We start from the raw sequence: 13,822 nt of genomic DNA, 5'->3' as shown, positions 1-13,822 counted from the left end.
CTTATTTCGCTGTTTCACGGTTTAAGTAAAGAAGAATGCCATTAAGAGACATGATAAATACAAGCAATACTACACCGGTTGCGTATAGGGCGTTGGCGTGAATGCCACTTGCGTATGACATTTCAATTGCGATGTTTGCGGTTAATGTTCGAGCTGAATCTAAAATTCCTTCCGGCATTGCTGGGGCGTTACCCATTACCATGATGATTGCCATGGTTTCACCCAGCGCTCGAGCGATACCAAGGATAACACCAGTCATGATACCTGAACGAGCAGCAGGAAGAAGGATACGGAAAATAGTAAATATTTTAGAAGCGCCAAGTGCCAGTGAGCCTTCTCTGTATGTTGATGGAACCGCACGGATGGATGTTTCAGATACCGCAATTACCGTTGGCAGAATCATGATACCAAGAACGATAATACCAGCAAGAATAGTGTTACCAGCAGGGACTTGGAATATATCTTGAATTAATGGAACAATAATAACAAGGCCAAAGAAGCCATAGACAACTGATGGGATACCCGCGAGAAGTTCAACGGCTGGACGAATAATATCAGCGACTCGTTTAGGTGCAATTTCAGCAATAAAAATAGCGGTAAGAATACCAACGGGAACCCCAACTAATACCGCGCCAAAAGTAGACACAACAGAGGCAACGATCATGGTGAAAACACCATACAGTGCAGGTGGCAACCAATCTTGGCCTAATACAATACCACTCACACCAGCTTGCTGAAATGCAGGGATACTTTCTTTAATGATGAAATAAGCGATAGTCGCTAGTGAAACAATACCAATAACAGCACAACTTAAAAATAAACCGTGGAAAATGCGCTCTCTCCAATCTACTCGTTTCTTTTCTCGTAATGGGCTGTTAGATGTTTTTACTTGATTTTCTGTATTTTGATTATTCATTGCGATGGTCATAATAAATACTCACATGTCGAAAAATTCGAAATGGAAAAATGCCCAACCTTCGCAGGTCAGGCAATAGGGTAGAAATTAGTTAACTGAGATGTAGCCTTTCTTTTCAACAAGGTTTTGAGCGGTTTCAGCTGTCATCCAATCAAGGAATTTTTGAGCTTCTGCTGATGGTTGGCCTTCTTTGTATAGAACAAGGAATGGACGTGATACTTTGTATGTGCCGTTTTTGATATCTGCAATACTTGGCTCTACATTATCAATTGCTAGCGCGTGTACTGAGCTATCAACAGTACCTAAAGAGATGTAACCAATTGCGTATGGGTTACTTGCTACCATTGTTTTTAGAGCACCGTTGCCGTTAGCAACTTGAGCTCGTTGTGAAATCGCTGATACTTTCATGCCTGATACTTTTTTCTTCAGGCTCATGATGTCTTCAAATGCACCACGAGTACCAGATGCAGTATCACGAGTAATTACAACAACAGGTTTGTCTGCGCCGCCTACTTCCTTCCAGTTTTTCACTTCACCTTTGTAGATAGCCGTTACTTGCTCTGATGTTAACCCTTTAAGTTTGTTACTTGGGTTCACTACAACAGCGATACCATCATGGGCTACAATCAGCTCTTTAAGTGCTGGTTCTTTTTCTGATGATTTTAGATTACGTGAAGACATACCTAAATCAGCAGACCCATTTTTTGCTGCTTTTACACCAGCAGAGGAGCCTGGACCTTGGACTTCGATAAATACGTTTGAATGGTCTTTCATGTAAGTTTCAGAAAACACTTCCATAAGAGGAGTGACACTGCTTGAACCTACTGCAGAAATGGTTTCCTTTGCTAAAGTTGGTGCTGCTACTACTGAACTAATAATTGCTAGTGCGCCGATTACTGACTTTTTCATTTTCATTTCCTTTGTCTGGCATTCATGCCGTAATTAAGTTGACGAGATCACTTTAGGAAAATTATGTGACAGTTATATTTCAGTTTTCTTAAATGTGTATTACATGAGAAGAAAGGTTAACTCTGATTCTTACCATTTCGAGGGGGAAGGTTTATATTTGTAGTTGTTTTTATTGGGGATTTTATGGACATTGAAAATAAAAAAGGCGGTAACCTTTTATGGTTTCACCGCCTTTAAATAAATAATTAAATGTGTTTTTAATGACTGCAAACAGAGCAATTAGGCATTTTAGCCAACTTCATTTCTCGCCAATTCATCGATAGGGCATCAAGAATTAGCAGTTTACTGATTAAAGGTTGACCGTAATTGGCTAATACTTTTATCGCTTCTAGGGCTTGGACTGAGCCAATAATTCCAACAACAGGAGACATTACCCCCGCTTCTACACAAGTTAATGCTTGTTGGCCAAATAAGCTGCTTAAACATTGGTAGCAAGGCTCATCATCTTGATAAGTATAAACACTGACTTGACCTTCCATACGAATTGCAGCACCAGAAACTAATGGTGTTTTAGATTCAAAACATAATCGGTTTAATTGGTTACGTGTATCGACATTATCGGTGCCATCAAGGACAAGATCATGAGAGGCAATTAATGAGCGTAACTCGTCATCAGATAGACGCTTATCTACCGTGTTGATGTGGCAGTTTGGGTTAATTCGATTTAACGCCATTTTAGCAGATACAACTTTCTTTACACCGATAGTTTCATCGCAGTGTAATACTTGTCGCTGAAGATTTGAAAGCTCAACGCTGTCATCATCAACCAGAGTCAGATTTCCAATGCCCGCCGCTGCTAAATATTGACTGGATGCGCAACCTAGGCCACCGGCACCAATAATAAGTATAGAGCTTGCTTTTAATGCTTCTTGGCCATCAAAATCAAAATTACGTAAGATGATCTGACGGTTATAACGAAGCATTTCATTATCAGTTAATTCACTCATGAATAAGCTCTTAGTATAGTGATGCGTTGAAAAGTTCGATGTTAACCGTTTCATCCGCTTCAACACGGCCACGCTCACGTTCTAATACGACGAAGCAATTGGCAACACTCATTGAACTGAAGGCACCAGAACCTTGATTACCAGTCGTCGATACCTCAAATTGGCCTTGTTCATTAATAGAATAAATGCCACGTTGATAGTCAGTACGGCCAGGGTGTTTTTTAAATGCAGATGTTGCTTTTGCAGGGATTGATTTTGGTGCTTCCCATTTTGTATGGCCCGCAAGTTTTGCAAGCATTGGCTGTACAAGTACATACATGGTTAACATTGCTGATACTGGGTTTCCAGGTAAACCACAGAAGTAAGCGTTAGGTAACTGGCCAAACGCAAAAGGTTTGCCTGGTTTAATCGCCAATTTCCAAAAACCGATCTGACCTAATTCATCCAAAATATCTTTAGTATAATCCGCTTCGCCAACACTTACGCCGCCAGAAGTAACAACAACATCGGCTTCTTTGTTAGCTTTTAAGAATACTTCTTTTAGTGTTTCTGGGCAATCAGGGATAATACCAAGATCGATCGCTTCGCAACCAAAACGTTCAATTAATACTTTAATACCGTAGCGATTACTGTCGTAGATTTGACCATCTTCTAGTGGTTGGCCAAGGGGCTTAAGCTCGTCACCTGTTGAGAAGAAAGCGACTTTTGGCTTATTTACTACGTGAATATCATTAATACCTAATGATGCAATTAACGGAATGTCGCGTGGCGTTAAACGATGACCTTTAGCAAGGACAGTTTGACCTTGAGATACATCGTCACCAATCGGACGAATGTTCGCCTGTGGTTTTACATCTGCAAGATTAAGTTCAAAGGTAATGCCGGCATCTGATTCTGCTGTTAATTCTTGCATAATCACCGCATCACAGCCTTCAGGGATTTTAGCTCCTGTCATAATGCGAATGGTAGTTTGTGTTTGCCATTCACCTTCAAATGGCACACCAGCAAAAGACTTACCAGCGACAGGTAAGGTTAAAGATTGCTCTAAATCTGCAATACGTACCGCATAACCGTCCATTGCCGAATTAGCAAATGGGGGAACATTAATAGGAGAACGAATATCTTCAGCTAATACAAAGCCAATTGCGTCAGCAAGCGCTAAAGAATGGGTCTGTGATACTGGAGAAACTTGAGATAATAAGGTTTCTAAAGCGGTTTCTACTGGAATTAAACCTTGAGTTGCGCAGCAATCCATTAGGGTACTCTCTACATTAATCGTAATAATGATTGAACATTACCATATTTTGACCTTTAACATCTAATAGACCTAATAAAATCAGGGTGTATTTATTTGACAGAGCAGGTATCCTTAGCGAAGTTCAATTGATTATGGAATTTTGGAGTATACGATGTCATCACTTAGTGAATCAGCCGTATTAGTGCGTGATGCCCTTGTTGCACGTGGTCTTGAGACGCCAATGAAAGAAAATGGTGTTAGTCGAGAAGAAAAAAAAGAGCGCATTGAAGTTCATATGCGTGAAATCCTAACGCTATTAAGCCTTGATCTTAGTGATGATAGCTTAGAGGAAACACCACACCGTATTGCAAAGATGTATGTGGATGAGATTTTCTCTGGTTTAGATTATGCAAATTTTCCGAAAATCACAGTGATCGAAAATAAAATGAATTGTGATGAAATGGTGCGCGTTAACGATATTACGCTAACCAGTACTTGTGAGCATCATCTAGTGACGATTGATGGTAAAGCTACGGTTGCTTATATCCCGCGTGGAAAGATCATCGGATTATCTAAAATCAACCGCATTGTTCGATTTTTTGCTCAACGCCCTCAAGTACAAGAGCGTATGACTCAACAAATATTAGTGGCTTTACAGACCCTATTAGGCAGTGATGATGTGGCTGTTACAATGGAAGCGACACACTATTGTGTTAAGTCTCGTGGTATTATGGATGCAACAAGTAGTACGACTACGACAGCGCTTGGTGGGATCTTTAAGAGAAATCCAGCAACAAGACATGAGTTTTTAAGCGGTATTCGTTAAATATCATTTTAATGTAGACAGAAAAGCCAGTGACTTAGCTAATAAGGCACTGGCTTATTTTATTGTGTATTTTTAAAGTAGAGGGCTGAACATTGAAAAGAAGCGTTCAGTAAAGCGATGAGGTAAGTTGCGCTGTTGCCATATTGCGAGTTCTATCTGGGTAGATTGTTCTAGATAACCGTGTAATAGCTGTGATAATTGTTTGGTAAATTCAGGGTCATCAACGATCAAACTGACTTCAAAATTTAACCCAAAGCTACGCATATCTAAATTTACGGTACCAATAATGCAATAGCTATCATCAATCACTACTGATTTCGTATGTAGCAGACCGCCATTAAACTCATAAATATGAACGCCTGCTTTTAATAGCGTTTCAAAAAATGATTTAGATGCCCAACTGACCATTAAAGAGTCATTTTTCTTTGGTAAAATCAGTTTTACCTCTATACCACGATGAGCCGTAGTTCGTAATGTATGTAGTAATATTTCACTCGGTACAAAATAAGGGGTAGTGATGGTGATTGATTTTCTTGCTTGATTAATCGTGGTAATCAAAACTTGTTGAATAATATCGTCAGGCATCCCAGGGCCCGATGGAACAACTTGTGTAGTATGGTTAAATGGGTCAATCGATATTGTGCATTCAGGTAGGGCTGGTAATTCACGCTTCCCTGTTTCTACTTCCCAGTCCCAGGCATGAATCGTATTTAAAACAGCAACGTTAGGACCTGTAATGCGGATCATAACGTCAACCCATTGCCCAACTCCTGAGTTTTGTTTGAAGTATTGTGGATCGACGAGATTCATTGAGCCAGTGTAAGCCACCTTATTATCGATAACCACAATTTTACGGTGTAGGCGTAGATCCAGTCGACGGAAGAACATACGAAATGGACTTACACTTAATGCTTCTACTAGGTTAACACCTGAATCTTTAAGCAGCTTTGGCCAATGACTTTTGAAAAATTCCATGCTACCTGCCGAATCCAAAAGCACGTTAACTGTTACTCCTCGCTTTGCTGCTTTGATTAATGCACTAGCAACGCTGTCCGCTAATCCACCATGATGCCAAATGTAAAATTCCATATTGATTTCATGTTCTGCATTTTCAATGTCACGAACAATAGCAGTGAGGATCTCTGATGGCGTATTGAGTAAAGATAAAGTATCTCCACTGAGAGCGGGTATGCCTACCCGATTTGAGCAGAGATTATGTATTGACGAAATTCGATGAGAGATTGATTGTGGTTGATGGTGTTGACAATGGTGGATTTGTGCGAACCACTCCTCATAAGGCATAAACATAGCCTTTGCACGCTCCCCCCTTGTTCGTCCTAAGTTTAACTCACCGATCAGAAAGTAGGCGATTACACCAAGAACAGGAATGATATATATGATCATTAACCAGGCAAGTGAGACGGCAACAGGTCTTGGTTTGAAAACTACACGTATAGTTACACCTGCTACTAATAACCAATATAAGATGAAACCGATAAGAGTAAGCGCTTGATAAAATTTATCCATTAACCTTGATCGCAGAGTGGTAAGTTAATCTATATTAAATCAGGAGTCGAAGGAAATAAGTAGGGTATAAGCAAAATATTTACAAAATAAAGCGTATTGATGGTTTTGTAAACACTTAAGTTAAAAAAGAGGGTTGTACGTTAAAAAATATGATCGCTGGGGTTTCAATTTTATTCTCAAACTGTTTTACTTGCAAATATTGAGCGTAATTCAACAATTTTAGAGTGTACATAATTTTATACACCATTTTGATGCTCATATATAAACACAGTGCATACACAACAATATAGAATATTTGGAGAATTTGTGGCTATGAGTAATACCACTAAGCCCCGTGATACCTGGGGTTCAAAATTAGGATTTGTAATGGCTGCAGCAGGTTCTGCTGTTGGTCTAGGTAATATTTGGAAATTTCCATATACAGCGGGTGAGAATGGTGGTGGTGCATTTGTTGCTATTTATCTATTCTTTGTGATTTTTATTGGTTTTAGCGTAATGCTAACCGAGTTTGCTATCGGTCGTCGTACTCAAAAATCGGCAGTTGGTGCATTTAAGTCGACGGATCGTCGTTGGACGTTTGCTGGTGTGATTGGTGTAGCTAGTGGCTTATTAATCATGGGCTTTTACCCGGTTGTAGGTGGTTGGGCAATTGCTTATATCGGTAAAGTAGGGGCAGGTCTTTTAGATGCTCCTGAGGCGATTGGTGATAGTTTCGGTGGATTCATTTCTGATCCGGTTCAACCGTTAATGTGGATGGCTGTATATTTACTTCTAAACATCGTTATCGTAATGAAGGGTATTTCAGGCGGTATTGAAAAAGCTGGCAAGGTATTAATGCCGTTACTTTTCATTATCCTGATTATTGTTTCTGTTAAAGGACTAATGCTCCCTGGAGCGATGGCGGGTCTTGAATTCTTGTTCAGTCCTGATTTTTCTAAAATTGATAGTAACGTTATTCTTGCCGCGCTTGGTCAAGCATTCTTCTCATTATCTCTTGGTATGGGTTGTATGATGACGTACGGCTCTTATCTGAAGAAGAAAGAGAACCTAGTTCAAACAACGGCAATGGTTACAGCAATGGATACGGGTGTTGCGATCCTTGCTGGTGTAGCAATGTTTCCTGCAATGTTTGCGTTTGGTATGGCACCAACAGCAGGCCCAGGTCTTGTATTTGTAGTTGTACCTCAGCTGTTTGCTGAAATGGGTGGTGTTATTGGTCTTTTACTTGCATTGATGTTCTTCATTGGTTTAAGTGTGGCTGCATTAACATCTTCTGTTTCATTACTGGAAGTTGTGGTTTCTTACTTAATTGATGAGAAAGGTTTATCACGAATTAAAGCGGTTATTACTGCAAGTTCAGTGATGGCAATTCTATGTATATTTGCTTCACTATCTTTAGGTGGTGTTGGGCCAACATTGTTTGATACTGGTGCATTTGATATCTTCGATCTTCTAACAGATAAGATCTTCTTAGCGGTAGGAGGTATGTTGGTATGTATCTTTGCTGGCTGGAGATTGAAGCGTGAAGATTTAGAAAATGAAGTGACCAACGGCGGCGAAGTGAAGTTCCCACTGTTCGGCTTATGGTACGCTTTAGTTAAGTACATTATCCCTGTTGCAATCGCAATCGTAGCATTAATGGGTATCTCATCTGGTTTTGATAGTGGTAAAGGCCCTATCATGCTACTAGGTGTAGCTATTATTGCTGGATCAGCGTTAATCTCGAAGAAGTTTTAATTTGAGATAACCAGTAAAGAAATAAATAGAAACGAGAGCCTGGTGGTTCTCGTTTTTTTATACCTAAATAAAGGGATCTTAATCAATAGTAGATGATGGTAATGTCGCCTAAGCTCTTAGACCAATCTATATAAGTATTTGATCATTCTTGCTTGTTAAAATCGATTATATCTGCGTTATAAATTTTGTAATTAGACCCACTAGTTACTGTAATTTATGCCTTGTTCTAATCGATTTTTCCTACGCAATTATCTGAACAACGACTTATCAAGAATGGTATTACTTTTATTTATACAAACATAAAAAAGCCTGATAAGTAATCAGGCTGTTATTTTTAGTGCGCATGTTCAATTAGGTTATTCCACTTCACCATCAATATAATACCACTTACCATTTTCCTTTAAAAAACGAGAGTGTTCTTTTAATTGATGTAATTGACCATCTTCAGAATAGGTTCCTTTAAATGAGACAAAACCTTCATTATCAATTTGATCAGATAGGTATGCAGAGATTACTTTTAACTTACGCCAATCGAGTTGGATTGAATCTTCAATACCTTCCCTAAACTCTTCGGCGTTACAAGTGGGGTGATAAGTATCAATAATATATTGAGTAAGTTTCTTTACATGAGCACTGTAGCGTGAACGCATCAATAACTCTGGTGTTATTGCTAAAGCATGGTTGTTGTGGAGAGGCTCACAACACACTGAATAATTTTTTTTAGTACCACATGGGCAATGATTCGATTTAGACATTGATAATACTTGCTCTTTAATTTTCCATGTCATCTACCCATTCGGCAGATTCTTTGTAGCAGTTTGTAAATTCTTCTTCGGTAATCTTCAAGGTGGCACAGCATTTTGAAACGACGTTCCAATTCGCTTTCTCATAGCTTTCAATGGCTAAAATGAGCATACCAAGTGCACCTTTACGTTCAGTAAGAGCGAGTTTTATTTCTGTTGAAATAGGTAAGTGCTGAATTAAGCTATTTAAAGGTTGGTCTAATAATGGCTCTAATAATGAAAATAATCCGACTAAGAATGCTTGGCTTGGTTCAAGTTTAATGTTTGTTTTAGTTACGATCAGTTCACACAATTTCGCTCTATGAATCGACAATGTGTACAGTGATTGCGGTTTATGTTGCGTGGCATGAGCAACGGCAACTAAAGAGATAAATTGACGTAACTTAGTTTCACCTAAATAGACAAGAGCCTGCTTAAAAGAGGTGATTGGTTTATCAATGACTGAAGATGCATTAACAAAGCGCAGTAATTTATAAGATAATGAGACATCTTGAACTAAGTATTTTTCAACGGCATTAAAGTCAACAATCGGTGCTGAGATTTCTTTGTATAGCTGCATTATTGACAATTGATTTGGTTGAATCGCTCGCTGTTGCAACATTTCTGGTTTACTAAAAAAGTATCCTTGAAAATAAGTAAAGCCAGCTTCTTTGGCTTGTTCGAATTCTTCGTAAGTTTCTACTTTTTCAGCTAAAAATGTGACGTTATATTTCTCACAATGACGAATAAATAACTCTGCTTTTAAAATAGGGATTGCTTGAATATCAAATTTAATGATATCAATATAAGGTAAAAAAGGTGTCCATTGTGGATTTGGTTCAAAATCATCTAGAGCTAACTTATACCCACGTTCAGATAATATTTTGACGGCATCAAGCAGTTCTTGGTTTGGAATGCAATCTTCGAGGATTTCAACCACTAAGTTATTAGAGTTGAATAGTGTCGGTACCAAATTGATTAAGCTTTGGTGAGGAAAGTTGACAAATCCAAGTTTATTATTTGTCGCATTACACTGAGAGCTTAAAAAATGGTCTGACAGTAATCGGCTCGTTGCTGCTTCTGCTTCTACCGCAGGAAAGGTGTTTTTGGGTCCATCACGGAACAATAATTCGTAACCAATTGTATTTTTTTTCAAGTCTAGGATAGGTTGACGAGCAACATATGAGTACATAACAACTATTCTCTACAGCGTGATGAATCGAAAATTGCGCCATCATAGTCTCTTTGTTGTAAAAAGACCATAACTCTCCTTATTGGATAGATAAGGAGCGGTAATTAATGTGATTTATTTAAAACTTTTATTCTGAAGTGTATATGTATTGTTATTAAATTCAAGAATAGATCCTTGAGTGTACCAATCACCAAGCACTATACGCGTCATTTCTTCTGAGTTGTGATTAAAAGTATGCACATTGGGACGATGTGTATGCCCGTGGATCAGCCTTTTAACGCCTTCTTCTCGCATTACTCTTTCTACTTCACTTTGAGTAACGTCCATAATCGTGAGTTTTTTGTGCTGTTTCTTTTCTTTGATTTTATCTTGCACATTTTTAACAATACGCTGGCGAATAAACAGAGGAATACGGTTAAATATCCATTGTAACCATGGTTGATGGACTTTAGCGCGGAACTCTTGATATTTGATATCATCAATACATAAGGTATCACCGTGCATGATAAGTACTTTTTCGTTATTGATATCAATCACCGTGTGATCGGCTAGGAGTTGAACCCCTGTTTCTTTACAAAAACGTTTATTTAATAAAAAGTCACGATTACCCTGAATGAAGTAACACTTAACACCATGTTGGGTTAACGCTTTAAATGCCTCTTTAATTACCACATTAAAGGGTGAGTTATCATCATCACCGATCCAAAACTCAAACAAATCACCTAACACGTACAGTTTCTCTGCATGAATGGCCTCTGTATTCATAAAGTCTAAAAAACAATCAGTAATATCAGGGCGAAGAGGCGAGAGGTGAAGATCAGAAATAAATAAAATAGTCATAGAATGCTTTTTTTTGGAGTGATGAAGATGCTAGCCCTTAAGGAATAAGAGCCAGCATAAACAGAATTATTCTGTAATTGTAGTACCAGTAATGAATACTTCTTCAACTGGAACATCTTGGTGTACGTAACCGTAGTTACCAGTAGCAACACCTTTGATCTTGTTTACTACGTCCATGCCTTCAACTACTTCAGCGAATACACAGTAACCCCAACCATCCATAGACTCAGATTTAAAATCTAGGAATTTATTGTCGTTTACGTTGATGAAGAATTGAGAACTTGCTGAATGCGGTTCCATAGTACGAGCCATTGCTAATGTACCTACTTTATTGCTTAGGCCATTATTTGCTTCATTTTTGATCGTAGCACGGCCTGTTTTCTCTTCAAGACCAGAAGTCATGCCGCCGCCTTGAACCATAAAGCCATCAATTACACGGTGGAAAAGTGTATTGTCGTAAAAACCATCTTGACAGTATTGTAGGAAGTTAGCACAAGTTGCAGGTGCTTTATCTTCATGAAGCTTGACTGTGATGTCACCAAATGATGTGTGAAGGATGATCATGAAATTACCTTTGTAATTGTATTTAAATAGAATTTGATTTTACCTAAGATTAACGAGGATCTACAGGGAATTTTCTTGCTATCATTACTTAATATAGGTTTAATAGCCTTTATATATCCTTTAAACAAATAATGAGTAAAAAAAGAGCATGTTGAAAATATATAACTCAATTACACGTCAAAAAGAAGAATTTAAACCAATTACCGAAGGTAAAGTCGGTATGTATGTGTGTGGGGTTACCATTTACGACTTGTGCCACATTGGTCACGGCCGTACGTTTGTCTCTTTTGATGTGATTTCTCGTTATTTACGTTTCTTAGGTTACGACCTTACTTTTGTGCGTAATATTACCGATATTGATGACAAGATCATTAAGCGTGCTGCTGAGAATGGTGAAACATGTGATGCACTTACTGAGCGTTTAATTGCCGATATGCACGCTGATTTTGATGCGTTAAATATGAAACGTCCAGATGTTGAACCAAGAGCGACTGAATACATTTCAGAAATTATTGAATTGGTTGATCGTCTAATTGAACGCGGCTTTGCTTATGTTGCATCAAATGGTGATGTAATGTTTGAAGTGAAAAAATACGATGAATATGGTCGCCTTTCTCGCCAAGATCTTGAACAGCTTCAAGCGGGCTCTCGTGTAACCATTGAAGAAGCAAGCGTTAAACGCAGTGGTATGGATTTCGTTTTATGGAAAATGTCTAAGCCGGGTGAACCTACATGGGAATCACCTTGGGGACCTGGTCGCCCTGGCTGGCATATTGAATGTTCAGCGATGAACTCTTCTATTCTGGGTAATCATTTTGATATTCATGGTGGTGGATCTGATTTAATGTTCCCACACCACGAAAATGAAATTGCGCAATCATGCTGTGCTCATGACTCTAAGTATGTAAATACATGGATGCACAGTGGCATGGTTATGGTTGATCGTGAGAAGATGTCTAAATCATTAGGTAACTTCTTTACTATCCGTGATGTGTTAGCACACTACGATTCAGAGACGGTTCGTTATTTCTTAATGTCTGGTCACTACCGTAGCCAATTAAACTACAGTGAAGATAACTTGAACCAAGCTCGTGCGTCATTAGAGCGTTTATATACGTCATTACGTGGTCTTGATTTAACGGTAACTCCTGCTGGTGGCGAAGAGTTTGTTACCCGTTTTTCTACGGCAATGAATGATGACTTTAATACGCCTGAAGCTTATTCGGTATTATTCGAAATGGCTCGTGAAGTAAACCGCCTGAAGACTGAAAATGTAGAAGCCGCTTCTAAATTGGGTGCGTTAATGCGCGAACTTGCTGATGTGTTAGGTTTGTTATCACAAGAGCCAGAAGCTTTCTTACAAGGTAATAATGGTAGTGATGATGAAGTCGCTGAAATTGAAGCGTTAATTAAAGCACGTAATGACGCTCGTGCCGCAAAAGATTGGGCAGCTGCTGATGCGGCTCGTGATGCAATTGCTGCACTAAATATTGTACTTGAAGATGGCCCTGAAGGGACGACATGGCGTCGTAAGTAATCTTAACTAATTTTATTAAAGGGGCTGGTTTTCCAGCCTTTTTTATTGCCAATTTTATAAATTTTTAAACTTTAATAGAGGACACATTTGTGGCTCAAATGTACTTTTATTACTCAGCAATGAATGCGGGTAAGTCAACGACACTTCTTCAATCGTCTTTTAATTATCAAGAACGAGGTATGAATCCTGCTATTTTTACCGCAGCTATTGATGACCGTTACGGTGTGGGTAAAGTAAGCTCTCGTATTGGTCTAGATGCTGATGCGCATTTATTTAATACTGATATGAATTTATTTGAAGCAATTAAAACGCTTCATGAAAAAGAGAAGCTTCATTGTGTCTTAATCGATGAATGCCAATTCTTAACGAAAGAGCAGGTTTATCAATTGACTGAAGTGGTTGATAAATTAGATATTCCAGCATTGTGTTATGGTTTAAGAACGGACTTTTTAGGTGAGTTGTTTGAAGGCAGTAAATACTTATTGTCTTGGGCAGATAAATTAGTCGAGTTAAAAACGATTTGTCATTGTGGGCGTAAAGCGAATATGGTTATTCGTACTGATGAGCATGGGGTTGCTATTGCTGATGGCGATCAGGTTGCTATTGGTGGTAATGAATTGTATGTATCAGTTTGCCGTTTGCATTATAAAGAAGCGTTAGGTAAGTAAAGCTTACTTAAGTAATTCTATTGTTTTGAAAAGAAAGACCAAGCTCAGATGAATGAACTTGGTCTTTTTATTATTTATAA

The 13,822-nt window shown here is 38.6% G+C and carries 13 protein-coding genes; 4 read left to right on the top strand and 9 right to left on the bottom strand.

Translation table 11 applies throughout. The features are described from left to right. Position 1 precedes the first annotated feature (1 nt). The 4 genes from pstC to moeA form a co-directional block, all read right to left on the bottom strand. Positions 2 to 928, bottom strand: coding sequence for a phosphate ABC transporter permease subunit PstC (gene pstC / locus F8B77_RS10355; RefSeq protein ID WP_151655286.1), 927 nt, complete (start codon positions 926 to 928; stop codon positions 2 to 4). Positions 929 to 1,003: 75 nt separating this feature from the next. After that, entirely contained in the window at positions 1,004 to 1,825 is an 822-nt protein-coding gene (locus tag F8B77_RS10350; protein ID WP_130046078.1) for a phosphate ABC transporter substrate-binding protein, read from the bottom strand. 257 nt (positions 1,826 to 2,082) lie between these two features. Next, positions 2,083 to 2,832: a molybdopterin-synthase adenylyltransferase MoeB gene (gene moeB, locus F8B77_RS10345; protein ID WP_151655285.1), complete on the bottom strand. Its 750-nt coding sequence runs from the start codon at positions 2,830 to 2,832 to the stop codon at positions 2,083 to 2,085. 10 nt (positions 2,833 to 2,842) lie between these two features. Beyond that, complete coding sequence (gene moeA / locus F8B77_RS10340) at positions 2,843 to 4,087, bottom strand: molybdopterin molybdotransferase MoeA (RefSeq protein ID WP_151655284.1); 1,245 nt, start codon at positions 4,085 to 4,087, stop codon at positions 2,843 to 2,845. 154 nt (positions 4,088 to 4,241) lie between these two features. Here moeA and folE point away from each other — a divergent pair, with 154 nt between their 5' ends. Beyond that, entirely contained in the window at positions 4,242 to 4,895 is a 654-nt protein-coding gene (gene folE, locus F8B77_RS10335) for a GTP cyclohydrolase I FolE (RefSeq protein WP_151655283.1), read from the top strand. 72 nt (positions 4,896 to 4,967) lie between these two features. Here folE and cls read toward each other — a convergent pair whose 3' ends face one another. Then, on the bottom strand, positions 4,968 to 6,422 hold the full coding sequence (gene cls / locus F8B77_RS10330; RefSeq protein ID WP_151655282.1) for a cardiolipin synthase: 1,455 nt from the start codon (positions 6,420 to 6,422) through the stop codon (positions 4,968 to 4,970). Positions 6,423 to 6,728: 306 nt separating this feature from the next. On the opposite strand from cls, the gene F8B77_RS10325 reads away from it, so the two are divergent. Next, positions 6,729 to 8,159 (top strand): sodium-dependent transporter, encoded by a 1,431-nt coding sequence (locus F8B77_RS10325; RefSeq protein ID WP_167512803.1) that lies wholly within the window; start codon positions 6,729 to 6,731, stop codon positions 8,157 to 8,159. A 356-nt stretch (positions 8,160 to 8,515) separates the two neighbouring features. Here F8B77_RS10325 and F8B77_RS10320 read toward each other — a convergent pair whose 3' ends face one another. From F8B77_RS10320 to F8B77_RS10305, 4 genes are all read right to left on the bottom strand, one after another. Next, positions 8,516 to 8,947, bottom strand: coding sequence for a YchJ family metal-binding protein (locus tag F8B77_RS10320; protein WP_244298247.1), 432 nt, complete (start codon positions 8,945 to 8,947; stop codon positions 8,516 to 8,518). After that, on the bottom strand, positions 8,931 to 10,133 hold the full coding sequence (locus F8B77_RS10315) for an EAL and HDOD domain-containing protein (RefSeq protein WP_151655280.1): 1,203 nt from the start codon (positions 10,131 to 10,133) through the stop codon (positions 8,931 to 8,933). The genes F8B77_RS10320 and F8B77_RS10315 overlap by 17 nt, the downstream gene beginning before the upstream one ends. A gap of 114 nt (positions 10,134 to 10,247) precedes the next feature. Further along, positions 10,248 to 10,973, bottom strand: coding sequence for a UDP-2,3-diacylglucosamine diphosphatase (lpxH, locus tag F8B77_RS10310; protein WP_151655279.1), 726 nt, complete (start codon positions 10,971 to 10,973; stop codon positions 10,248 to 10,250). A 66-nt stretch (positions 10,974 to 11,039) separates the two neighbouring features. Beyond that, entirely contained in the window at positions 11,040 to 11,537 is a 498-nt protein-coding gene (locus F8B77_RS10305; protein ID WP_130047438.1) for a peptidylprolyl isomerase, read from the bottom strand. Between the two features lie 148 nt (positions 11,538 to 11,685). Here F8B77_RS10305 and cysS point away from each other — a divergent pair, with 148 nt between their 5' ends. Together cysS and F8B77_RS10295 are read left to right on the top strand one after the other, a co-directional pair. After that, entirely contained in the window at positions 11,686 to 13,074 is a 1,389-nt protein-coding gene (cysS, locus tag F8B77_RS10300) for a cysteine--tRNA ligase (RefSeq protein WP_130047439.1), read from the top strand. Between the two features lie 89 nt (positions 13,075 to 13,163). Further along, positions 13,164 to 13,742 (top strand): thymidine kinase, encoded by a 579-nt coding sequence (locus F8B77_RS10295; protein WP_122033096.1) that lies wholly within the window; start codon positions 13,164 to 13,166, stop codon positions 13,740 to 13,742. The last annotated feature ends 80 nt before the right edge of the window (positions 13,743 to 13,822 follow it).

Source organism: Aliivibrio finisterrensis (assembly GCF_008933155.1).
Taxonomy (GTDB): Bacteria; Pseudomonadota; Gammaproteobacteria; order Enterobacterales; family Vibrionaceae; genus Aliivibrio; species Aliivibrio finisterrensis.
The sequence above is the reverse complement of the archived record's forward strand: the minus strand, read 5'-3'. Positions and strand labels throughout refer to the sequence as shown.